Origin of the sequence: Sphingobacterium sp. lm-10 (genome assembly GCF_023554555.1) — a bacterium.
In the GTDB taxonomy this organism is placed as follows: domain Bacteria; phylum Bacteroidota; class Bacteroidia; order Sphingobacteriales; family Sphingobacteriaceae; genus Sphingobacterium.
In genome coordinates this window covers 548663-574541 of sequence record NZ_JAMJWC010000001.1, presented here as the reverse complement: position 1 = coordinate 574541, position 25879 = coordinate 548663, and the positions used below count along the sequence as shown (strand labels likewise).

The following is a 25879-nucleotide window of genomic DNA, read 5'->3' as shown; positions in this document are numbered from 1 at the left end:
TTTGGGGAGTTATTGAAACCGCTCGGGTCGAAATCCCTTTATATCTGTTTGCGGCGCGTGGCCATCGAGTAGATCAGCAATGGTTTTTCCAAAAGCCGGTCCGAGGCTTAATCCCATCATACCGGCACCGCCTGCAATCGAGAGATTCTGATAACGAGATGAACGACCAAGGTACGGCAAGCCGTCTGGCGAACAGGGTCGGTAACCATACCAAACTTGTTCGGGGTAAGACACCTCCAAATCAGGAAAATAATTAGGAATCGCTTCTACAATACCTTTAACACGGTTAGTGTAAATCCGATCATTGGCAGGGCCTAGTTCCATCGTGCCGCTGAAACGAATTTGTCCGTTCATCGGTGTTACCGCTACGCGGGCTTCGACCAGCAAAGCGGCGTGTTGCATCGCAGTATTCTCAGGCGGTTCTACCATGAAGGAGTATCCTTTGCCCGGCATCAACGGTGTTTTTATGCCTAAGTTCCGCACTAATCCGGGTAAGGAAGCTCCGCCCGTGATCACGACCTCATCGGCATCAAAAGTACCTTTTGACGTTTTTACGGCTTTCACTTTGTTGCCTGAAACCTGAAATCCTTCTACTGCGGTATGGTAGTTAAAAGTGACACCAGCGCTTTTTAGGAGAACCGTCAATCCGTGCATTAATTTGGATGGCGAGAGAATACCATCGCAGTTATACAGAATACCGCCTACTGCATCCAACCGAAGGTTTGGTTCCAAAGCTTGTATCCCTGCTTTATCATACGGTACCGCATCCAGACCTAATGATCTTGCCCGGTCGGCTAATTCCTGTTCTTCATGTTCGGCAGCCTTCGATTTGTACAGCATCATAATGCCATTTTGCCGCAATTCAAAGTCGAATCCGACCTCATCCTTCAGTATATCGTAAAGCTGACTACTGTATAAATTTAGATCGCGTATCGCTTCTGCATGTGTGTTAACATGCTTCTCGTTGGCGTGTCGCAGAAATTTTAATCCCCAACTGATCAACTCCGGATTGAGGGACGGGCGGACGTAAAATGGGCTTTTGCTATCGAGCATCCAGCGAAGTCCTTGAGCTACGATTCCAGGGGCTGCCAACGGGGTGAAATGGCTCGGCACAATCATCCCGGCATTGCCAATGGAGCAGTTGTTAAGCCCATCGTCTTTGTCCAGCACCTGTACTTCCCAACCCGCTTTTTGAAGATAATATGCGCTACATAAGCCGGCAATACCCGCGCCTACGACGAGCACTTTCCCTTTATTTGTTTTCTCTGTAGTAGTTATAGACACGTTTCTGGATGTATTAAATGTTTGTTACATGACTTGAAATCCCTCAAAGTAGGGATCTTCATCATCAATAATAATTTGGTTGTAGCCAGTAATACGCGCCCAACCTTCTATGGAAGGTATAATGGCGGGGCGATCTACTATCCTTGTTTCTTGCTCGATCCGTCCAATAAATTGTGAACCGATGTAACTTTCGTGCACGAAAACATCTCCTGTCGTCAGTTTGCCTTTGGCGTACCATTGCGCTAGTCGTGCAGAGGTACCCGTGCCACACGGCGAGCGATCCAACGCATTCTCCCCTACCAACACGGCATTCCGGCCCATAGAGTTTTCTTTCAGCGGTTTTCCTGTCCACTGAATATGCGTTAGTCCGAAAATAAGCGGATCTTCTGGGTGTACGAAATTATATTTTTCGCTGAGTAGCTTACGGATGATCTTGCCGTAATGAATAAGTTGGCTTGCACTAAAATCGCTGATGTCTTTGAAATTCGCTTGTGGGTCGATGATGGCGTAGAAATTGCCTCCATACGCCACATCTGCTACAATTTCACCCAAATCAGGACAATCCACCGTTAACCCTTCGGCATAGAGAAATGATTTCACGTTGGTGAGTTTCACCGTCTTTACCTTCGCGCCCTCTTGCACATAATCGATATGAATAAGACCAGCCGGCGTCTCCAAACGCAATTTGCCGGGTACTTTGGGTTGGATTAGTCCTTCTTCGATGGCGATGGTCACCGTGCCGATCGTGCCGTGCCCACACATCGGTAAGCAGCCACTAGTTTCAATGTATAAAACACCTACATCGTTGGCAGGATCTGTAGGCGGATACAACAAGCTTCCGCTCATCATATCGTGTCCGCGTGGCTCAAACATGAGTCCTTTACGAATCCAATCGTACTCTGCCATAAAATGCAACCGTCGTTCCATCATGGTTTTACCAGGTAGAAGTGGTACACCACCAGCAACTAGACGTACAGGACAGCCGCAGGTATGGGCGTCAATACAAAAAAAAGTCTTTTTCATGATGCATGTGACATGTAGACAGCGATATTATAAAGTGGCGGCGGTAAGTGTACCATCCACTATGCGTGTTAATTGTAAGGGATTGCTCGACTGCAATTCTGCTGGTAAGCTTTTCTCTGGCCAGTTCTGGAAAGCAATCGGTCGCACAAATCGTTTTACGGCATCAGGACCGACAGAAGTAAAGCGCGGATCGCTGGTGGCTGGAAATGGGCCGCCGTGTTGCATCGCATAAACGACTTCTACACCGGTAGGCATGCCGTTAAACAAGAGACGGCCTACCTTATCCTGCACTACGCTGATCAGCGCAGCGTTCGCTTCCAGATCTTGTTCGGTAGCGGCTATGGTAGCCGTAAGCTGTCCTTCCAGATTGTTGGCAATAGCCAATAGTTGCTCTGTTGATTCTGCCTCTACGAGTAATGCAAACGGTCCGAATACTTCTTCGGCCAATTCGGGCGCGTTTAGAAAGGCCTGACCAGATGTTAAAGCTACTGTGGGCTGCCCCTGTGTATCCTCTGCACTCACGTCTGACTGCGCCAGTATGGTCACCGCTTTGTGCGTGCTCGTTGCTTGCTTTTTCTCCAAATAGTTTTTCGCGATACCACTGTGTAACATAGCGGTTGGCTTTGCTGCCGCAATGGCTTGCTGCACGGCTTCTTTAAAGCGGTCAAATGCTTCGCCTGCTTGTGCAATAAAGATCCCTGGATTGGTACAGAATTGTCCGGTACCTAAAGTCAAAGAACCTACATATTGCTGTGCTAGTTCAATAGCATTTTTTTCGAGTAATTGAGGTAGTGCAAACACGGGATTCACGCTTCCCATTTCTGCAAAAACCGGAATGGGCACTTCACGTGCTGCCGCCACCGCGACCAATGCTTTTCCACCTTGTTGCGAGCCCGTAAAACCGACCGCTTGAATGCCCGGATGTGCGGTGAGGTAAGCACCTACAAGTATTTGTGTGCCTGCTACTCGATCACCCGCAACATGACCGAATACACCTTCTGGCCAGCCGAACTTTTTCAGGGCGTGGCTGATGGTATCGGCCATTAGTTGAGAAGTTTTAGGGTGTGCGGGATGCGCTTTTACCAGTACAGGACAGCCAGCACCAATGGCACTAGCCGTATCGCCTCCAGCAGTAGAAAAAGCAAAAGGGAAGTTACTGGCACCAAAAACCAACACAGGACCCAATCCGATGCTGTACTTTCGAATATCATTCTTACCCTTTTCGGCATCTGCCTGATCAATGCGCACATCGAGATAGGTTCCTTTTGCCACCGCATCGGCGTAGCTACGCCATTGACCGACAGTACGCGCCTTCTCTCCTTGCAAACGAGCCATTGGCAAAGCCGATTCGGCATGTGCCAAATTCAGCAAATTATCATCTAATGCTTCAATAGCATCTGCTACTCCTCTCATAAATGCGGCTCTCTGCTGTACTGTCGTCGCCTTCAAAAATTGAAACGCGCCGACGGCATGCTGCACGTACGCATCTAATATCTCCTTTGTTTGATCCATTTGTCGTTTTTATGCAGGCACTTCGTCCAATACCGGACGTTTGGCGATGCTATCTTGAATAATTTTCTGTACACGATCCGCTTCTTCACCTACTAATGGTAATCTCGGTGCACGCGTATGTGGCGTACTAATTCCTTCTGCGGTAGCGGCTAATTTGATGTATTGAATCAATTTTGGATGAATGTCTAACTCCAATAATGGCATAAACCACCGATATATTTCGACCGCTTTTGCGATCTCACCTTGCTGCGCGTAGTTGTACATGGCCATGGTTTCATTTGGAAAGGCATCTACCAGACCAGCCACTAATCCATCAGCTCCTAAGAAAAGTGTTTCTAAAGAAATCGTATCCACTCCGCCCAAAATGCTGAAACGGTCGCCAAAACGGTTTTTCATGCGCGTCACATTCGCCAGATCACGTGTTGATTCCTTTACTGCCTGGATAGTAGGGTATTCAGCCAATTCGGCAAACATATCCAAGTTTACGAACGTGCTGTAATCCACTGGGTTATTATAGATAAGAACCGGTAAATCGGTGGCTTTTGCTACAGCTTTAAAATATTCAACCACCTCGCGATCGTCCGCTTTATACCGCATCGGTGGTAACAGCATCAATCCATCCGCACCAAGTTCAGCTGCTCTCTTTGCAAAAGACACTGCATTACGGGTGGTGTTTTCAGCGATATTTAGGATCACAGGAATTTGATCTCCTACCACCTGCCTAGCGTACTTCAACAAGTCAAATTTCTCCTCCAAATCCAATGCAGCAGCATCTCCTAATGTGCCCGCTACAATGATTCCATGTACTCCTGCTTTAAGTTGTGCGCGGGTATTCTTGGCAAACATGTCATAATCAATATCACCGTTTTCCGTAAAAGGTGTCAACACAGCGGGATAGATTCCCTTCCAATTTAAATCGGCCATAGTCAGTCTATACTAAGTTTTATGTATCTAATTTATTAGAATCAAAGCTACCGACTTATCTGTGCGGCGACTAACCGCCTTTTAATCATTACTTACTTGATATTAACCATCAGAATTTTATTGGTATAAAATATTTTGATAACTAAGGACATACTCTTTTGGCGACAAACCAGTAACACTACGAAATACGCGATTAAAATTCGTGATGCTGTTAAATCCACAATCATAGGCAATGCCTGCAATAGAATCGTAGCGAGAAGACCCCAACAAGCGACAAGCTTCCCTTACCCGAATTTCATTGAGGTAAGAGACAAAGGTTTTGCCGGTGCTTCGTTTGAAAAAACGACAGAACGCTTGTGGTGTTAGGTTGGCTTTGTCGGATACCGCGTCTAAGCTAATGTTCTCTCTGAAATTATGTTCTATATAACGACACAGTGCATGGATGCGAAAAGAACCTACCTCTTCCGATTCTCCGATGGATATGCCCGACAGCGGTTTTAGTTCGGAAGAAACCGCATTCAACGCCCGCAGTAAGTAGCAAAAGTTAATTAACTGATCCATGTGGTCAGATTTTTTCAGAATATCAAACCGGCGACGTACTCTGGAAAGTTGGTCTTTTGGCACTTGAAATCCGCGCTTATTTTTGCTGATAAAATCGAGTAAAACACTCAACTCCGGTAAGTGCAGCATATTCGCGAGTGCACCTTTATCACTAAAAAATACGGATACCGAACGCACGCACTCACCCAAAGGACGGTTTTTGAACACATGCGCTTGGTTAGAGCCTAACAAGAATATATCCCCTTCCTGAAAGTCGTGTAAGTTATCATCCACGAGCAGCTGCCCATCTCCGGCTACAATCCATATCAATTGGTACTCCTTATGCCGGTGCATATAAGGATAAAACTTGTCCAAAACATCTTCCTGGATAAATACGGTCCTGTCCTTAGGTACTGGAACGCTGTATTGAATCGGTTTCATAGTAGAAGGATTATGTTAGTTGTTAACACTAAGATAAACTTAAAAACAATTCCTTCACAAGAAATACGCGAAAATTTAACAAAAAAAATCTTCTTTCAAAAAGAGATTAATTTCCGAATAGTATGCGGTAAAATCCGGTTTACAAGCAAATCATCTAGCCTTTATATTTGTTGGCTCAAATGACCAATACGCCCACCCTTATGCTTATAAAGATCTATTCGTCGACTGTCCTTATCTTAATTCATATCTGCCTTTTTAGCGTACATGCGCAGCAACGTGAGCACCCTGTTTGGGAATCGGTACGTAAGCAGCCTGCGACATTGCATCTGGATCGTGGCGAACATAGCTTTGCATTACCACAATTGAAAGGAAAGATTTTGAAGGCCTCACAAACCATCTCTTCCTTGCAGCAAACCAGTGGCGATAGAGCATTCAATTATACACCGGTCGAATTGCTCGATAAAAGGGATCGCAACCTATTTTTTCATCTGGGAGATATCAATCTGCGCATTAGAAAAGTATCCGACACGGCTTGGGTCAGTTACTCGACAGCGTCGGATCGGCATGATATTCAAGCGTTGCCAGCAGGCAAAGGTATCCTGGCAGCAGCCGATTTATCGCCCACCCTGTCCAACATACCTTTACATCTAAAGAGAACCTGGAAGCAAAAAGGCGATGATCTTGTCCTGGAATTCGAGATATATAACCCCAGCGATCAGGCTTTTGAAATCGGATCTTTAGGTATACCGCTTCCTTTTAATAATAATCTCGATGGAAAAAATCTGGATGAGGCACATGCAAAAAATGTATTTCTTGACCCCTACATTGGTCTCGATGCCGGTTATGTACAAGTAAACCACCTTCACGGAAAAGGCGTTAGCTTGCTCGTATTACCGGAAGAAAACGCCCAATTTGAAGCATACAATCCACTCAATACTGATCCTACTCCGCGTAGCATTACTTTCGAGGGTTTCCATGAATGGATGATCCATAGTAAAGCACATGCGGAAACCGATTGGAAAGGCGTGGATCAATGGAACAATCCTACATCTACCATCCTGCAGCCCAATGAGCGAAAAACTTTTGCCCTGCGTTTTGTATTGGCTCCCGCCATACGAGACATTGAGCCCACTCTGGTGCAAAATAATCGCCCATTGGCTGTCGGATTCCCTGGTTTTGTAGTTCCTTTAAATAATCCGGCTAAATTATTTGTTCAATACGGTTCGCCCATTAAGCATATAAACGTTTATCCGAAACAAGCACTTTCAGTCACGAAAAACAATAGCAGCTCCAATAAATGGAGTAGTTACCAGATCAAGGGAAATCGTTGGGGCCGTGCTCGCCTGACGCTCACATACGAAGATGGTAAGCAGCAAACCATCCATTACAAGGTCATCAAACCGGAGCGGGATGTCGTGAATGATTTAGGTCGTTTTCTAACGACCAAACAGTGGTACGAAGATCCGCAGGATCCTTTTAAGCGTTCGCCATCTATCATCACTTATGACAATGAGGTAAAACGACAAGTGACGGAAGAACAACGCGCCTGGTACGCAGGCTTGAGCGATGAGGCGGGTGCTGGTAGCTGGCTGGCAGCCATGATGAAGCAGGTGGTACAGCCCAATGCAGAGGAAATCACGAAACTGAAGCGTTTTATGAACGAAACGTTGTATGGTGACATACAACATAAATCAGGTAAGGATCACTATGGTGTGGTCAAAAGCTTGTTCTACTACGAGCCTGATTCGCTACCGGCAGGAACCTATAGCGACAGTATAAATTACACGACCTGGTCGGCCTGGCCGAAGAAGGAAGCCGATAATATCGGGCGTTCTTACAATTATCCGCATGTGGCGGCAGCGCATTGGGTATTCTACCGATTAGCGCGCAATTATCCGCATTTAGTGGCGGAAGAAAGCTGGGATACCTACTTGGAGCGTGCTTTTCAAACCTCGGTCGCGATGGTCGAAAAGGCACCCCATTATGCGCAGTTTGGACAGATGGAAGGCAGTATATTTTTGATTATTCTAAAAGATTTGCAGCGTGAAGGAAAAACGGCGGAAGCCGCTAAGCTAGAAGCATTGATGCGCGAACGTGCTGCTCACTGGCGGACGCTCAACTATCCATTTGGTAGTGAAATGCCGTGGGATTCTACCGGCCAGGAAGAAGTATACTTATGGTCTGATTATTTTGGTTTTGATGATAAAGCGACCGTCACGCTGAACGCAATCCTGGCGTATATGCCAACCGTGCCACATTGGGGATACAATGGGAGCGCAAGACGCTATTGGGATTTCGTCTACGGCGGTAAGCTATCTCGCATTGAGCGGCAGCTGCATCACTATGGTTCGGCCTTGAATGCCATTCCGGTATTATCCGCGTACCGTAGCACGCCAGACGACTACCACTTACTGCGTATTGGACACGCTGGAATGTTGGGTGCGCTGGCGAATGTCACGGAAGAAGGATTTGCACCTGGCGCCTTCCATTCCTATCCTTCCACCTTGGCAAACGATGGTATTACTGGCGATTATGGTTCTGGTTTCTATGGATACGCTGCCTATGCTGGCACCTATGTTGTACAACATCCAGAATTTGGCTGGCTGGCATTTAGCGGAAACGTAAAAGAAGATAAAAAAGGTATCCAGGTCGAAGTAACTACTGCCTCGCGTAGCCGTGTGTTTCTAGGCCCGGAGCGATTGATGATTCAGGCAGAATCTGGTGAAATAGCACAAATAGATTACCAGCCAAAAACGGGCGATATCACGCTAATCTTAGCTAAATCGGGCGACAATAATCCGGCTACTCGTTTGCGCTTGGAGCAGGAAAGCGAAAGCTATGCGATTGCGGGAAGTGAAAAAGATACCTTAGGCAGGTATGTGATCCCAGCAGGTACGAAACAGGTGAAGTTGCAAAAAGTAAGCCGGTAATTTTAGGCAAATCGATACATTTGTATACTATGTTTTCTACTTCAACGTATAAAAATCGACGCCAGGCGCTCCGGCAGCAACTTGCTGGAGGCATTCTGCTCTTTCCTGGAAATATCGAAAATCCGATCAACTTCGAACATAACACCTATCCGTTTCGTCAAGATAGCACCTTTCTATACTACTTTGGCTTGGCTGTACCTTCGCTGGTTGGTCTAATGGATTTGGATGAAAATAAAGAAATTATTTTCGGTTGCGAAGCGACCATAGACGATTTGGTCTGGACGGGGCCTCAGGAATCGCTAAGCGATCGAGCGGCGCGTGTTGGCGTGCTGGAAACGGCGCCTTTCACTAGCTTGGTGCACTATATTGAACGAGCTATTGCACGGAATCGCCCGATTCACTTCCTTCCGCCTTACCAGTCGGTCAGTAAGTTGTTGCTAAGTGAGTTGTTGCAAACGACTCCGAGCGCACTAGAGCCGTCTGTTTCGTTTATCCGCGCGGTAGCGCAACAAAGATCGATCAAGGAGGAACAGGAAGTCGCAGAAATAGAGAGAGCCGTATCGGTATCTACAGAAATGCATCTGTTGACTATGCGATTGGCAAAGTCGGGCATGAAGGAAAGTGAGTTGGTCCATGCCATACAAGCATTTGCTGGGAATCGGGATTGTTCGTTAGCCTATCCTCCCATCATCACCGTGCATGGCCAGATATTACACAATCAAGTGCGCAGCAACCCTTTGAAGAATGGCGACATGGTGCTCGTAGATGCTGGTGCTGAAACGGCGATGGGCTACGCGGGAGATTTGACGCGCACCTTTCCGGTGGCGGCTACATTTGATAGTCAGCAACGCGCGATGTATCAAATTGTATTGGATGCCATCACCGGTGCGAGCGAAATGCTTCGCCCGGGAGTTTCTTTTAAATCCATACACCTGCATGCTGCAAAAATCTTAGTCGAAGGACTGAAAGGATTAGGATTAATGAAGGGTGATCCCGAAGAAGCGGTGCAATCTCACGCCCACACCTTGTTCTTTCAGTGTGGCTTGGGCCATTTGATGGGGCTGGATGTACACGATATGGAAGATCTGGGCGAGCAATATGTGGGTTACACAACAGATGATCCGAAAGACACGCAAACCTTTGGCTTGAAGTCGTTGCGATTGGGCAAACCCTTGGAAGCTGGTTTTGTGCTGACCGTAGAACCGGGCATTTATATCATCCAGGATCTAATTGACCATTGCAAGGCGAGCAATCGCCACAGCGATTTTGTCAATTATACCGAATTAGAAAAATTCAGGAATTTTGGAGGCATTCGTCTGGAAGACAACTTCTTAATCACCCCGGAAGGTCATCAGCTTTTGGGACCTGATCTGATAAAAACTATTGATGACGTTGAATCTTACCGCTCACGCTATGTCTAAATTTTTACCTTTACTATACTTACTGGCTGTTGTTTTTGTTTTCCAACCTGCTTACCTGCACGCACAAGAACAATGGTCTGCCGATGGCAATGCATATTACGAATTTTCTGAAGAAGGCATCCAACTGGTGCATTTGTTAGATGCGAAAAAATCTACTACCTATCTAACGGCGGAGCAATTGATACCAGCCGGTAAAAAAGAACCACTACAGGTACAATCATTTGTGGTATCGCCGGATGGTAACGATTTATTGCTGTTTGCTAACACCAAAAAAGTATGGCGTGATAACACGCGCGGCGAATATTGGATCTTCAACCGCTCCACCAACAAGTTGACGCAATTAGGTGCCGGATTGCCCGAAGCCTCTTTGATGTTTGCCAAGTTTTCGCCGCAAGGCGATCAGGTCGCTTATGTTTCTAAGAATAATATCTATGTAGAAGATCTCAAAACGAATAGCTACATACAGATTACTCAGGATGGTACGGATCGCCTCATCAATGGTACATTCGATTGGGCTTACGAAGAGGAGTTCGGCACGCAAGATGGCTTTCGCTGGTCGCCCGATGGCCAACGGATCGCGTATTGGAAACTCGATGCGAAAGAGATCCGCAACTTTCTGATGATCAATAATACGGATAGTTTGTATGCCTTTACGATTCCGGTAGAATATCCAAAAGTGGGATTAAATCCGTCGGCAAGCAGCATTTGGATGTACGATTTGAAAGACAAAAAACAGGTCGAAGTAAACATAGACGGCGACCCGGCACAACATTATATTCCGCGCATGGAGTGGTTAACGGATGCCTCAGGCATTATCTTCCAACGGCTGAATAGAAAACAAAACGAAAGCGCGATTATCACTGCTAACGCGATGAATGGCGCGACAAAGATAATCCACCGCGAAACGGATGCCGCCTGGATTGATATCAAATCGCGCTGGAATGGTGGCGATCCGAGTGGTTGGGATTGGTTGGAAAATGGAAAATCCTTTATTTGGGTATCCGAAAAAGGAGGTTTTCGCCAGATTTACCGCATAGGCCTGGATGGAACAGAAAAGCTACTTACCGAAGATGCCTTTGATATCATACAGATCGATCATATTGATCCTGTGAACCAACGCATTTTCTTTTCGGCTTCACCGGATAATGCGACGCAGAAATACTTGTACGAAATTGCGATGCGCGGCGGGAAAGCTAAACGCGTGACGCCAAAGACAGCAAGTGGAACCAATACCTACCGTATATCGCCTAATGGTGCCTTGGCTTTTTACACGAGCAGCACCACGAAGCACCACGCTTATGAGGCACTCGTAAAACTTCCTTCACACCAACAAATCCAGGCACCAAAGCAAACGTATACGGTGCCGGAAGGCACTCCCACGGCGACCTTCTTTACCGTTACGACGGTAGACGGTGTGGAAATGGACGGTTGGATGGTGAAGCCAACCGATTTTGACCCTGCGAAGAAATATCCTGTGGTTTTCTATGTATACGGGGAACCTGCTTCGCAAACCGTTACCGATAATATCTATTCGGGAAGAAATCGCTTGTATGAGGGTGATATGGCCGAAGATGGCTACATCTACATTTCTCTGGAAAATCGAGGCGCTCCTGCTCCAAAAGGACGGGAATGGAGAAAATCGATTTACCGAAATATCGGCTACCTCAACATAAGGGATCAAGCGATGGGCACCAAAGAAGTGCTTAAATGGGACTTTATTGACGCTACGCGTGTCGCCGTCTGGGGATGGAGTGGCGGGGGTGCTACCACGTTGCACTTGCTTGGACAATATCCAGATATATACCAAACGGGTATCTCCATTGCTCCGGTGACTAATCAATTGCTGTATGATAATATTTATCAAGAGCGCTATATGGGCTTGCCGCAAGAGAATGAATCGGACTTTATTCGTGGATCTGCCATCACTTACGCCAAAGATGTGCGTGGAAATTTGCTGCTGATACATGGTACGGGAGATGACAATGTACATTATCAAAATGCCGAAGTATATATCAATGAGTTGGTTAAGCACGGTATTCCTTTTCAAATGATGTCTTACCCGAACCGCAGTCATTCCATCAATGAAGGCGAAGGTACTTCCGACCACTTATCTAAAACGTTTACCAACTTTTTAAAGGCACATTGTATTCCCGGCGGGCGGGATTAAATCCCATCCGCACTTACTCCGTACGAGGGCTACCCTTTTTAGAAAGTAACATGCAACATCCAGCGAAGGGGTAAAAAAAGAATGGTTAATATCCGAGACTGAAACGGCAAAATAAGGGGAAAATTTCATTGCTAAACTTTCTAATTTACCACAAATTAAAGAGTGTATAATGAAAACATTAAAACAACTCCCCCATGTATTGGGATACATCCTGATAGCGCTACTACAGCTTAGCCATGTAAAGGCTCAAAGCGGTGATCAGATTCTGGATGGCATCGGTGAAACGGATATGATTGCACGCTACATTTTTCGTGGCGATTTAAGAGACTGGTCCAGGAATAACCTTCATGCTCGCTACCTCGGCGAGAAAGCACCCGATTTTAAAGATCAAAAGGGTGGCAAAGTATTATCCTTGCCAGGTACCGGGAAAAACTACCTGCAGTTATCTAATGAGGCCTTAAATGACCTCGAATCCCTCAGTATCTCCACTTGGATTTTTATTCCGGCGCAGGCGGTACCTGCTTATCTGTTCGACTTTTCATTTGATGCACAACATCGAATATATGGGCAGATCAAAGGTGCCGGAGCACAACCGCCTTTCGAAGTCACCATTCAAAATCAAAGCGCAAAGCAACGTACGGAAGTCAAATCCTTGCCTACTAATGAATGGATACATGTGGCGTGCATTGTTGATCTCCCCTCCAAGACATTATCGGTTTACCTCAATGGTATAAAAGCGAGTGAAACAGCGCCCGTTAATTTAGATTTTAGCAACTTATCACAAAGCAACAACGCTTCGACCCGCAAACTGACGATTGGACAATCCAATGATGCTGGTGATGCCTATCCAATCGCCTCCTTATTGAAAGATTTTCGCATCTACCGCGTGGCGTTGACACCTAATCAAGTGCAGACAATTTATGGTAATGCGAAAAACGGAGACCAATCTGCTAGCAGCACGGTAAACCAAGGCGCTAAGGCCGAAGACGATTTACCTGTCTTCCCGATGACGCAAGCGCAATTGTACAATGCCTATTTGGAGCGGGTAGCTGATGTGGAAGTTAAAACTACCATTGGTGATGCCCCTCGCCTTCCTAGTCATGTGGTGGGTACGTATCGCGATGGTATGCAAGGACCAAAAGTACGCGTAATATGGCCTGCCGATTCGGACAATGCAGCAGTACAAACCGCCGGAACATATACGGTGGTGGGCCGTGTACCGGGAACCGATTTACAACCAAAAGCACACATTACGGTAAAGGGCGGTAAAAAAGCTGCGGCTCCTCGCCGTAGTTTATCGGCATTTGCCCTAAATGAAGTAACACTCAATAATGGCTCTCCAACCGAGAAAAGCCCGTTCGTAGCCAACCGCGACAAATTTGTCTTGACCTTAGCGGAAACTAATCCAGATGATTTTCTATACATGTTTCGCAATGCGTACGGTGTGGAGCAACCAGTTGGGGCAAAACCTTTAGGGGTCTGGGATAGCCAGGATACCAAGCTACGTGGCCACGCAACAGGACACTATTTAACAGCCATTGCGCAGGCATATGCCAGTACTGGATATGATCCAGCACTGCAAGCCAATTTTAAACAAAAGATCAACCGAATGGTCGAAACACTGCACTCGCTTGCCCGTTTATCTGGTAAGCCACAAAAGGCAGGCGCTACTTCGATAGCCGACCCACGCGCAGTACCTACCGGTGCTCAAAAGGATGAATATAACTCTGACCTAAGCGTGGAAGGCATTCGTACTGATTATTGGAATTGGGGCGAGGGCTATATTAGTGCCTATCCGCCAGATCAGTTCATCATGCTAGAGCAAGGAGCCAAATACGGTGGCCAGCAAAATCAGGTTTGGGCACCCTATTATACACTGCATAAAATTCTGGCCGGACTATTGGATATCTATACGCAAACCGGTGATAAAAAAGCCTTAGAAGTGGCTACGGGGATGGCCGACTGGGTAACATCGCGTTTAAGTGCTCTTCCGCCGGAAACCTTACGCGCAATTTGGAACACATATATCGCAGGAGAATTCGGAGGAATGAACGAAACCATGGCGCACCTGTATCAATTGACTGGTGACAGCAAATATTGGAAAACAGCACAGCTATTTGATAACGTAGACATGTTTTTTGGCAATGCAGCAAGAACACATGGCTTAGCAAAAAATGTGGATACGTTCAGAGGCCTACATGCTAATCAGCATATCCCCCAAATTGTGGGTAGTATAGAAATGTATGGTGTCTCGGACGAACTGGATTACTTTAAAATCGCCGATAATTTCTGGTATAAAGCGGTAAATGATTATATGTACAGCATCGGTGGCGTGGCAGGTGCCCGTAACCCGGTTAATGCAGAATGTTTCATTAGTGAACCTGGCACGCTGTACCAAAATGGATTCTCCGCAGGCGGACAAAATGAAACCTGTGCCACCTATAACATGCTAAAGCTCACCAGCAGTCTCTTTATGTTCGAGCAGCGACCTGAGCTGATGGACTATTATGAGCGTGGCTTGTACAATCATATACTGGCATCTGTGGCTGAAGATAGCCCAGCCAACACCTATCATGTGCCGATCAGACCGGCTTCGGTGAAGCAATTTGGTAATCCACATATGAATGGTTTTACCTGTTGTAATGGTACCGCTATCGAAAGCAGCACAAAATTACAGCATGCTATTTATTTCAAAAGCAACGACAATAAAGACTTGTATGTGAACCTATTTATACCCTCTACCTTAAGTTGGACAGAGAGAAATATACGCATTGAGCAATCCACGCAGTTTCCGCAAACGGATCAAACGACGTTGACGGTACATGGGAAGGGAAAATTTGCATTGCATCTTCGCGTACCATCTTGGGCAACAAAAGGCGTACAAGTCAAGATAAACGGGCGTACGCAAGATATCAAGGCTGAGGCAGGGTCTTATGTAAAATTGGCACGTAACTGGAAGGACGGTGATGTGATCGAGTGGCAGTTGCCTTTTCAATTCCGTCTGGAGCCTGTGATGGATCAGCAGAATATTGTCAGTTTATTCTACGGACCGATATTACTCGCTGCGCAAGAGCCTGAAGCCCGTAAAGACTGGCGTCCAGTGACATTAAATGCACAGGATATTAGCCAATCTATACAGGGAGATCCAAGTCAATTGACATTTCAGATCGATGGCGTAGATTTCAAACCATTTTACGAAAGTTATGGCCGTCATTCGGTTTATTTGGATGTGACGTTGAAATAGAGATTTTCTTTATTGATGATACATCAACGGATTTTATACTTAGGTATGAAATCCGTTTTTTTTTCTGGTAAATGTCCAACAATAATTTCTAGAAAAAACAGCACTATATATGCTTCGGCTTTTTCCCAAGCATTGATAACCTTTTTTTAACAGGTCTTTTTATGACATTTTTCAGATTTAGGTAGGTCTCAACATTTAAACCTGTATAAGGATTGGTAAGAACTAATCTTTCCTTAAACTCTTTCGGTAAATCATTAAGGGATTTATCATCATCGATAATAACAACATCTTTGATCTCCATATCATGACGGTCTATCCAATCCAATATCTCCGTCTTTCTAGTTAACCGATGATTAGTTAAAAAATTATCATTATCAATTATTGAAAGAAAATTTAAATCAAGACCTCGACTTTCAAAAATAGCTTTCCATTGTTCTATATCATATTTAAATCTATGTGATGTAGATAGAACAACTTTGTCTTTTGTTTTGTAGATAATAGAATTTAAAATTTCGACAGCGATGGCGTTAAATCGATAAAAACCATCAGCCTCCAATTCCACCCTCTTGTGTGGGTTAGCGTGCACCATTACACCATCTATATCTAAGAAAAATATCATGTTTATTATTCCCTTCTTTTGTGCCCTTCTAAAAAATCATCCTTTATGAATCTTCTTGTGTGATAATGGTGAATATCCCAATCTGTGTCAAAATCAATCTCTATTTCATTAAAACTTTTGACGATATCAGAATGGGAACTAGTTCCCTCTATACGCTCGATTTCTACACCTGCCAGTAAATAAGCAATGTATCTGTGATTACCTTCGACCACCATTCTCTTATTCGCACAAATTTTTATACCACCAAAATCGTACCCTAATTTAGTACGCCTATATATCCTTCTGATTTTAGCAAAACACAATCTTTTTTGTGCAGTGTAAAATTCTACGGTAGTCGAATTTAAAAAACTCTTTAATCTATCACTCGTAAGTTCTTCAAAATTACTGTATAGCAAAACTATATTTATTAATTTTTAATTAAATAAAATTAATAAAAAATTATAATTAATTAAATCAAGGTATTAACTACGTCCAGAAGAGACTTAGCATTTAAGTTATATTTATACCGTAGCATCGCATCAGCGTCGGGCAGTAAACTAACACCAGTATTTTGTAGATAATCTTAAATTCTACAATTCAAACCCCTCTCTTTTCGAATTCGAGGCACAAGGCTGAAGCAATCTCATCACTATGTGTACCAATTAAAAAGAGACTGTCCTTAACGGACAGCCTCTTCAAACTAATGTAACACACACTTTTTATTAGTACCCTGGGTTTTGTCTTAAGTTAGGATTCTTAGTTATTTCCGCATTGGGAATTGGGAAGAGCGCCCTGCTTTGCGCATTAGCATGCGGACGATGATTAAACCAAGACTTCGTTTGAAACACACCAAATCGGATGATGTCCTGTCTTCTGCGAGCCTCCGCTGCAAATTCCCAGCCTAGCTCATCTAAAAAGCGGCCAAAAACAATATCAGCACCGCCATTAGTGGCATTTACCGTGCCGTCGATAGCTTGCACTCCGTAGTTGTAGTTACTTCCTTGTCTTAATTGTGTACCGGTGACGATGGCTTTTTCCGGATTATCGGTAAATGCTCTGGTACGCACCTGCGTCACCAGTACCGCCGCCTCATCTGCCCTTCCCAAACGCAATAATGCTTCCGCTTTCATCATGAGCACATCGGCATAGCGTAACATCGGATAATCGTTGTCTAGGTTGTTTGTCGCGCCCTGCTTTACCCGGTATTTCCCAATCCGATAGCCAGTATTTGCAGGTGCCACGACGCCATCGCCACCGATTCCAGGTACATTCTTCGTGTAGTTGATCACCACGGCACCCGTGGCTGCATTGAGTTGCGGCCCTTGTATCCAGGTGTCGTACAATCGTCGATCATCCGCATCGTAGCTATCGATAAACTGAGGTACCGCACAATTACCGCCCCACGGTCCTGCTGCCATACCGTATACCAGGCGACTCAACGGATCCAAGGTTTTCATGTGAATCTGATTACCATGTCCGTATACTTCATCATAGGGTACCGAAAAGATGATCTCTGGGGAGTTTTGATTAGTATGAGAAAAAACGGCACTGTATGAATCATCCAATCGGTATTGATTGCTTTCAATAATTGCATCCGTTTCTATAAGCACTTTGTCCCACTGTGCCGTACCAGTATACACCTGCGCATTTAAGTAAATCTTTGCCAATAGCGCTTTTGCCGCCCAGTGATTGACCCTTCCATACATGGTACGTACATCTTTGGATAGGTTTGGCAATGCTTCTGTCAACTCTTTCACCACAAAATCATACAGCTCTTGGCGTGTGCGTTGTTCTGGCAGACTGTCGTCCCGATAATCTGTTACGATAGGTACATTGCCATGATTGTCCAGCAATAAGTAGTAGGCCATTGCACGGGTTGCGCGCAATTCGGATAGCGCCGCTGGCCCTATGGTTTCGGGTAAGGGCAGCGTACCTTCCTCTATCTGCATAATCACCATGTTGACTTTAGATACCGTAGCAAAAGCCTGGTTCCAGGTATTGTACGGTTGCCATTGTTCTGTATTCCAAGTATGCTGGTGCATACGACGATACGTTCCCGCATCGTCCCAACCGTTGGGCCGTACCGGTGTGATAATATGATCTGCACTTTCCTCTTGCAGGTCGAAATAGCCTTGCCATCCGAACATCAGTGCCCGAAAAGAGGCATAGGTAGGCGCTAATATAAAAGGAAGGTCGCGTTCCGTCGGATTAACCGTGTTCCCCAGTACTTCAGAATACACCTGTTCATGCAGATCGGTACAGGAGGGCGTGACGCTGAATGCCGTCAGTATCAATCCCCAAAGTGCTATAGATGAACTTTTAAACTTCTCCATAATAGTTATATTTATTTTTGAGCGTTTCCGCTTCGTGTTATCATTAAATCTGTAGTCGGCTCGGTTCGTTAAAATCTGACATTTAAGCCTGCGGTATACGTACGGGTCGTCGGATAGCGATCGCGATGCTCAATACCGGGCGCAAACTGGAACTCCCCTTCGTAGCTCGTCGCTTCTGGATCCAACCCCTTGTAGCCGGTAATTGTAATCAAGTTCAATCCGGATACGTATATCCGTAGCGATTTAATTCCTTTGATAAATTGCTTGTCAAAGGTATAGCCGATCGTAGCATTATCTAACTTGATAAAGTCTCCATTCTCAATGTAATGAGATACATACACCAAATCATTATTCAAGGTTTGTCCGTAAACCGGATCGTATGCAGATCGAAGCGCATTGTACGTCTTATTAACTGGGTTTTCATAATACATTCTCGGCATATTCAAGATTTGATGGCCGAAAGATCCGCGCCAATTTAAAGTGACATCCAGATTTCCGTACTGAATGGAATTATTCCACCCCAAATTGAAGTCTGGAATACCATTTCCATAATATTGTCTGTCTTCAATCGTGGCACTCTGGATTGGGATGATCTCCCCACCACGATTCTCCACCAGCCATTTACCTTCCTCGTCTACTCCCACCGTTTTAAACACATAGAAATCACCAATACTTCTACCTACCTGTACACGATGCGTAAATGTCTGTATAGGTTCGCCAGTGTAACCGGTATCAAAAAATTCCTGTGTTACGCCAAATCGATCATTGGACAGATTAAGCAATTTGTTGTGGTTCGTAGAAAATACCACACTGGTTCTCCATTTAAACCGTTCCTTGTTTACGGCATCTACATTAACCAACGCCTCGAATCCGCTATTACTCATTTCGCCTGCATTTAGGAACATCGTCGATGTGAGGTATGGCGGCACCGGTACTTCAAACATGTACAATAAGTCCTTTACTCGACGGGAATAATAGTCTAAAGCACCGGAGACACGGTTGTTGAATAAGCTAAAATCTGCTCCGACGTTGAATTCTGTCTTGCGCTCCCAGCGTAAATCGGGATTGAAGTTACGCGCTGGAATAAACCCGGGTACCCAAGCACCATTGATATAGGCACCTTGCGTTAAGGTATAATTATAACTGATCTGCGAGTTATAAGGAGAAGCGGCAATGGTACCTGTTACTCCATATCCTGCGCGCCATTTCCATTGGTTGATGATTTTTTGATCCGCCATAAAATCCTCTTTCGCCATATCCCAACCTAATTGGATCGCCGGAAAGTTACCCCATTTATTGTTATCGCCAAAGGTACTGGAACCCTCCCGGCGAATACTGGCCATTGCAAGATACTTCTCTTTGTAACTGTAATTCAAACGAGCAAAGTAGCCGATCAAGGTCGTTTCCTGCTTGTAGCTTCCCATAGTGGCCAGTCCGTTCTGCAAAGCACGCCCGGCCTCCAGGCGATTGTAGCTATATTGATCGGTCGGGAAGTTAAAATTATAGGCATTGAAATTTTCGAAGATATTGCGTTGCCAGCTATACCCTGCCAACCCGATAATACGATGATCCCCGATCTGTGTATTGTAGTTGGCAGTTAATTCCATCAAGTTTTCTACTCCTGCCTGTGTCCAGCGTGATGCCGTTCCATTCAAATTATTCTTGGTGGTATTCACATGGTCGAAGGTGGTCGACGTACCCGTAAGGTCATTGTCCTGTACGCGCGAGAACAACCCTTTAAAACTTAATGCAGTAGTGGGCCGATAATCCAGGGAACCATTAAGTCGGGTTTCCCGAAATAGGCGGTCGTTGGTCGTTTCATGGATCATTCCTAATGGATTATCATACATGTACGCATTGCTTTCCTGCCACTTACCCTGATCGTTGAAGACCCGGTCCGTTGGGTTACGAATCATTGCTTGTCGCCACATATAGTCTGAACTTCCACCCTGATTCGCTGTAATGGTATTGCTAATGACCTGTATACGGCTGCGCAATTTTCCGTCGAACATATCATGATTTAAATCTGTACGGATGTTTAAACGCTCCTGCCCGCTTCGCAGCAGTACGCCCCCCCAGTCTCTGTAGTTCACCGAACCAGTAAAATTCGTTCTGGAATTTCCTCCAAATAAGGTGAGGTTATGGTTGTGACTGAATGGATTTTGAGTTACCTCATCGATCCAGTTGGTGTTATGCCCAAGATCTTCATAATTTTTGCCTTCCGCAATTAAACGACGATAATCATCTGCCGTTAGCAGATCCGGAACACGGAAAAGCGTTTGCAAACTCGCATAGTTATTATAATCAACACTAGTTCGCCCGTCGGTCGATCGGTTTTGCTTGGTGGTGATAAAGATTACCCCTCCTGTCGCCCGCGTTCCATAGATAGCGGCCGCCGAACCATCTTTCATCACGTCTACCGATTCAATATCCTCTGGCGCCACCGAATTAAACTCTCCTGGTACACCATCAATAATCACTAATGGATTTACGGCACCCTGGATAGAATTCAACCCCCGCAAATTGATCTGCGTAGTACCATTGGGATTACCACTTGGCGTCGTGATCCGCAAACCGGCAACTTTGCCCTGGATCAACTGCCCAGCATCAATCACCGCACCTTGATTAAAGCTTTCGGATTTGACACTGGCGACAGAACCCGTGGTTTCGCCTTTACGTTGCGTACCATAACCTACCACGATCACCTGCTCTAACTCTTCCGAGGAAGTTTGTAGGCGAACAGTAATCGTCGTCTGGTCTGTTAATGTTTGTGCAAACTCTAAGTGTCCTACAGAGTTTACGGTCAGTCTGGCTCCAGAAGTGTAGCGCAGTGAGAACTGGCCATCTGAATTGCTGGAAAATTTTTCGGGTGAATTGCTTAATGAAATTGTTGCGCCTTGAACTGGATTTCCAGCTTCATCAACGACCTGCCCCGAGAGCGATTTCTGCTCCTGGCCGTGCAACAATCCTATATTAAGCAATAGTAAAAAAAGTACATAATGGAATCTATTCATAATTCACGTATTTTAATGGTAATTGCTGCCGGGCAAGTTAGTAGGTATATTTAGGATGCTTCACGCTGATATTACCCTATGTTATTCGGATTTTAACGTGCAGATAATGATCCCTCGAATAAAGCGATCTATTATCGCAACACCTACATATTAAGCTACTTAGCGTCAATAAAAATCTCCACAATGCGAACATTATTAATTTTAAGTAGTAGAAATGATCCGAACATCAGTCGGCATAAATAGCCGGTATATAGTTCCCATTGCAAAAGCATCTATAAGAAAAGTACCTCTGTCAAAAAAATAATATGTTTTTAATTGTCATATTGACAATATTTTATAATATTTGAGGAAATCGAATTATGATGCTTACAAAATATGTTATTGGAGTCGACTTTGGTACCGACTCAGTCCGCGCTGTATTAGCCGATACAGCAGACGGAAAAGAGGTAGCCACTTCTGTATTTGAATACCCACGTTGGAAACAAGGTCTGTACTGCGATCCAAAAAAAAGTCAGTTTAGACAACATCCTCTAGACTATATAGAGGGGCTGGATTATGTAATTAGCCGATGTGTACAACAAAGTGGTCCGGATATCGCCCGACAGGTCGTGGGAATTTCTGTCGACACGACGGGTTCTACACCAGTCGCGGTAGATAGCACCGGAACGCCCCTTGCCTTGCTACCCGAGTTTGCAGACAATCCAAATGCTATGTTTGTATTATGGAAAGATCACACCGCCATTCAGGAAGCTGCGGCTATCAATGAACACGCTAAACAATTTGACATAGATTACTTGCAATACGTTGGCGGAATTTATTCATCAGAATGGTTCTGGTCAAAATTGCTCCGAATATTCCGCCAGGACAGCCAAGTACGTGCTGCCATGCAATCGTGGGTCGAACACTGTGACTGGATACCATTCTTGCTATGCGGTGGTGATCAAGTCACCCATATTAAAAGAGGTGTATGCTCGGCCGGACATAAGTCATTATGGGCAGCGGAATTTGGGGGATTCCCACCCAATGAATTCTTCGCGTCATTAGACCCCTTATTGGATGGCTTCATTCAAAAATTACCAAAGGAAACCTATACGGCAGATCAGGCTGTCGGAAAACTAAGCGCGGCTTGGGCTGAAAAGCTGGGGTTATCCACAGATGTATTCGTAGGCATTGGCGCCTTTGATTGCCATATGGGTGCCGTGGGCGGTCAAATTGAGCCGTACTATTTAAGCAAAATTATCGGCACGTCTACCTGCGACATTTTGGTCGCACCGCAACAGGAAATGGCCGGAAAATTAGTGCAAGGTATCTGTGGTCAGGTCGATGGCTCTGTAATCCCAGGAATGATCGGATTGGAAGCTGGTCAGTCTGCTTTTGGTGATGTATACGCCTGGTTCAAAAAATTGCTTTTATGGCCACTCAAGAACATAGGCGTAGATCATGATTTATTAAGCGCGGAGCAGGTTGAACAATTAGAAAATAAGGTACTAGTTGTATTAAGTCAGCAAGCTGCTGAGATAATTCCTACAGCCGAAGATGAGCTGGCGCTGGATTGGTGGAATGGCAGAAGAACGCCTGATGCCAACCAAGCTTTACAGGGCGCATTTGCCCACCTGGATCTTGCCTCTGATGCGCCACATATTTTCAGGGCATTAGTAGAAGCGACGGCCTTCGGAGCTAAGCGGATCGTAGATCGATTCGTGGAACAAGGTATTCCTGTCAAGGGTATCATTGCTTTGGGTGGTATCCCCCATAAGTCTCCCTTTGTGATGCAGATGATGGCAGATGTGATTGGCATGCCGATCCGCGTACATAAGTCGGAACAAACCTGTGCCATCGGAGCCGCGATGTTTGCCGCGACAGTAGCCGGAGTATTTCCGTGTGTTGAAGATGCTATGCATCAAATGGGACAAGGATTTGACCAGGAATATAGGCCAGATACCACGCGTGCCGAGGTATATGCCAATCGCTATACGCAATACATTGCACTAGGTAATTTCACGGAGCAACGACTCATCAAAAACTAAGAACTATGAGTACAACATACAACCGTATAAAAGCCGAAGCTTATGCCGCCAATATGCGATTGCCAGAGCTAGGTTTAGTGCTTTTCACGTTTGGAAATGCCAGCGTAGCAGATCACGAGCAAGGCGTTTTTGCGATTAAGCCCAGTGGAGTAGATTATCCGCAATTGCGGCCGGAAGATATGGTGATTGTAAATTTTGATGGAGAGGTCGTATCGGGAGATTTAAGACCTTCGTCCGACACCAAAACTCACGCTGTGCTTTACAAACATTGGCCTAAGATTGGTGGAATCGTGCATACACATTCTCAATATGCGACCGCCTGGGCACAAAGTCAGCGCGACATTCCACTTTACGGCACGACCCATGCGGATCATCTAACGACCGACATTCCCTGCGCTCCTCCCATGGAAGATGATATGATAGCTGGTAATTATGAATATGAAACCGGATTTCAAATTTTAAACCACTTTGAACGTTTGGGACTAGATTACGAAGAGGTAGAAATGACTCTAGTGGCCAACCATGCGCCTTTTACCTGGGGAAAAACGGGTGATAAAGCCGTATACAATAGCGCTGTGTTGGAATATGTTGCCAAGATGGCTTTATTCACCGAACAAATACAACCGAACGCACCTCGAATGAAAGAGGCACTCATCAAAAAACATTTCGAACGTAAACATGGGCCAGATTCGTACTATGGACAGTAGGGAGATGTGAGATGTTAGTAGTGAGATGTGAGATATTAGTACTAAGTATTTAGATATTAGTATTGAGTAGTTAGATATGAGTAGTAAGATGTGGGATGTGGGATGTGGGATGTTAGATATAAAATAACCTTATAAATATAAATACGCTATATGATTAACTTAAATGAATTGGAGGTATGGTTTGTGACCGGCAGCCAAAGCCTCTACGGAGAAGAAACCTTGAAGCTAGCCGCTACTCATGCCGAAGAAATCGCGAAATACCTGGATCAAAGCGCGGAGATTCCAGTACGTGTGGTATTCAAACCCATCGTAAAGTCATCGGAAGAAATCTATGAAACCATTGCCGCGGCGAATTACGCCAACAATTGTGTCGGGATTATTGCCTGGATGCACACCTTTTCGCCTGCGAAAATGTGGATCCGCGGTTTAAAGATTTTAAACAAACCTTTATTACATCTGCATACGCAATACAACCGCGATATTCCGTGGTCTACGATCGACATGGACTTTATGAACCTCAACCAAAGTGCTCATGGCGATCGCGAGTTTGGTCATATTGTCTCTAAATTAGGCATTGCTCGCAAGGTGGTGACCGGATACTGGAAAGACGAAGAAGTGGTTCAACAGATCAATGTGTGGTCGCGTGCAGCGTCTGCATGGAATGACTGGCAAGGCGCTAAATTTGCTCGTTTTGGCGATAATATGCGTTTTGTCGCCGTAACAGATGGCGACAAAGTCTCGGCAGAGGCACAATTTGGCTTTTCGGTGAATACCTACGCAGTAGGAGATTTGGTTGCAAAAATAAATGCTGTAAATGATGTGCAAGTAGACGAACTCCTCACGGAATATGAAAACGCCTATCACATGGAAGATGATGTGCAAAAAGGCGGTGCGAACTACGACAACGTACGCGATGCGGCACAAATCGAGATCGGACTAAAAGCCTTTCTGGAGGAAGGTGAATTCAAAGGCTTCTCCAATACTTTTGAGGATTTGCACGGAATGAAACAGCTTCCAGGCATTGCCACGCAACGTTTGATGCAGGCTGGTTTCGGCTACGCCGGAGAAGGCGATTGGAAAACCGCTGCATTGGTTCGTGCGGCAAAGGTGATGTCTGCCGGTATGGAAGGCGGAAGTGCATTTATGGAAGATTACACCTATCATCTGGATCCGAACAACAGCATGGTACTAGGTGCCCATATGTTGGAGGTAGATCCAGTACTATCGGCAGATAAGCCGAGCTTAGAGGTACATCCCCTAGGTATTGGCGGTAAAGACGATCCTGCCCGACTGGTTTTTAATGCTAAAGGCGGCGACGCATTAAACGCAAGCCTAGTGGATATGGGCGATCGCTTTCGCTTGGTCGTAAACACGGTCGAAGCAAAAGAATTTGAAAACGACCTACCGAAATTACCGGTAGCACGCGTACTGTGGGAACCAAAACCCGACATGAAAACGGGTTGTTCTGCCTGGATCTATGCAGGTGGCGCCCATCATACGGTCTATAGCCAAAATCTAACACCAGAATACTTCCATGATTTTGCAAAGATAGCCAATATTGAGTGTGTCATCATTGATGAGGACACTAACCTCAGAGCATTTGAAAAAGAATTGCTTTGGGGAGAACTAGCCTACAAAATGAAGCCGTAGAAATTGGTCTATTTATTTGTGGACGTCTGATTTTCTAGGCAAATTTGTCATGTAATTACAAATA

Annotated in this window: 15 protein-coding genes; 7 read left to right on the top strand and 8 right to left on the bottom strand. The window is 45.2% G+C overall.

All coding sequences use genetic code 11. The features are described 5' to 3' along the window. Positions 1 to 9 precede the first annotated feature (9 nt). The 5 genes from M8998_RS02180 to M8998_RS02160 form a co-directional block, all read right to left on the bottom strand. Positions 10 to 1284, bottom strand: coding sequence for an NAD(P)/FAD-dependent oxidoreductase (locus tag M8998_RS02180; protein ID WP_249990353.1), 1275 nt, complete (start codon positions 1282 to 1284; stop codon positions 10 to 12). A 24-nt stretch (positions 1285 to 1308) separates the two neighbouring features. Continuing rightward, a complete protein-coding gene (locus M8998_RS02175; RefSeq protein WP_249990352.1) occupies positions 1309 to 2307 on the bottom strand; it encodes a 4-hydroxyproline epimerase in 999 nt (332 codons plus the stop codon). A 27-nt stretch (positions 2308 to 2334) separates the two neighbouring features. Further along, positions 2335 to 3819, bottom strand: coding sequence for an aldehyde dehydrogenase (NADP(+)) (locus M8998_RS02170; RefSeq protein ID WP_249990351.1), 1485 nt, complete (start codon positions 3817 to 3819; stop codon positions 2335 to 2337). Positions 3820 to 3828: 9 nt separating this feature from the next. Beyond that, on the bottom strand, positions 3829 to 4743 hold the full coding sequence (locus tag M8998_RS02165) for a dihydrodipicolinate synthase family protein (RefSeq protein ID WP_249990350.1): 915 nt from the start codon (positions 4741 to 4743) through the stop codon (positions 3829 to 3831). Between the two features lie 117 nt (positions 4744 to 4860). After that, positions 4861 to 5724: a helix-turn-helix domain-containing protein gene (locus M8998_RS02160; protein ID WP_249990349.1), complete on the bottom strand. Its 864-nt coding sequence runs from the start codon at positions 5722 to 5724 to the stop codon at positions 4861 to 4863. A 200-nt stretch (positions 5725 to 5924) separates the two neighbouring features. Here M8998_RS02160 and M8998_RS02155 point away from each other — a divergent pair, with 200 nt between their 5' ends. The 4 genes from M8998_RS02155 (at position 5925) to M8998_RS02140 (ending at position 15486) form a co-directional block, all read left to right on the top strand. Further along, positions 5925 to 8654 carry a DUF5695 domain-containing protein gene (locus M8998_RS02155; protein ID WP_249990348.1) on the top strand — a complete coding sequence of 910 codons (2730 nt, stop codon included), beginning with the start codon at positions 5925 to 5927 and terminating at the stop codon, positions 8652 to 8654. A 29-nt stretch (positions 8655 to 8683) separates the two neighbouring features. Continuing rightward, a complete protein-coding gene (locus M8998_RS02150) occupies positions 8684 to 10075 on the top strand; it encodes an aminopeptidase P family protein (RefSeq protein WP_249990347.1) in 1392 nt (463 codons plus the stop codon). Then, a complete protein-coding gene (locus M8998_RS02145; RefSeq protein ID WP_249990346.1) occupies positions 10068 to 12242 on the top strand; it encodes a S9 family peptidase in 2175 nt (724 codons plus the stop codon). Before M8998_RS02150 ends, M8998_RS02145 begins: the two co-directional genes overlap by 8 nt. A gap of 169 nt (positions 12243 to 12411) precedes the next feature. After that, positions 12412 to 15486: a beta-L-arabinofuranosidase domain-containing protein gene (locus M8998_RS02140; RefSeq protein WP_249990345.1), complete on the top strand. Its 3075-nt coding sequence runs from the start codon at positions 12412 to 12414 to the stop codon at positions 15484 to 15486. Between the two features lie 103 nt (positions 15487 to 15589). Here the strand turns inward: M8998_RS02140 and M8998_RS02135 are convergent, their stop codons facing one another. From M8998_RS02135 to M8998_RS02125, 3 genes are all read right to left on the bottom strand, one after another. Further along, a complete protein-coding gene (locus tag M8998_RS02135) occupies positions 15590 to 16105 on the bottom strand; it encodes an HAD domain-containing protein (protein ID WP_249990344.1) in 516 nt (171 codons plus the stop codon). A gap of 701 nt (positions 16106 to 16806) precedes the next feature. Next, a complete protein-coding gene (locus M8998_RS02130) occupies positions 16807 to 18417 on the bottom strand; it encodes a RagB/SusD family nutrient uptake outer membrane protein (protein ID WP_249990343.1) in 1611 nt (536 codons plus the stop codon). A gap of 68 nt (positions 18418 to 18485) precedes the next feature. Then, complete coding sequence (locus M8998_RS02125) at positions 18486 to 21431, bottom strand: SusC/RagA family TonB-linked outer membrane protein (RefSeq protein WP_249990342.1); 2946 nt, start codon at positions 21429 to 21431, stop codon at positions 18486 to 18488. A 359-nt stretch (positions 21432 to 21790) separates the two neighbouring features. On the opposite strand from M8998_RS02125, the gene M8998_RS02120 reads away from it, so the two are divergent. The 3 genes from M8998_RS02120 to araA all read left to right on the top strand — a co-directional run bounded on the left by M8998_RS02120 (position 21791) and on the right by araA (position 25815). After that, entirely contained in the window at positions 21791 to 23458 is a 1668-nt protein-coding gene (locus M8998_RS02120; protein WP_349665643.1) for a ribulokinase, read from the top strand. 5 nt (positions 23459 to 23463) lie between these two features. Then, positions 23464 to 24165, top strand: coding sequence for an L-ribulose-5-phosphate 4-epimerase (locus M8998_RS02115; protein ID WP_249990341.1), 702 nt, complete (start codon positions 23464 to 23466; stop codon positions 24163 to 24165). 150 nt (positions 24166 to 24315) lie between these two features. After that, the gene (gene araA, locus M8998_RS02110; RefSeq protein WP_249990340.1) at positions 24316 to 25815 is read left to right on the top strand and encodes an L-arabinose isomerase; all 1500 of its coding nucleotides are present in this window, start codon (positions 24316 to 24318) and stop codon (positions 25813 to 25815) included. Positions 25816 to 25879: the final 64 nt, after the last annotated feature.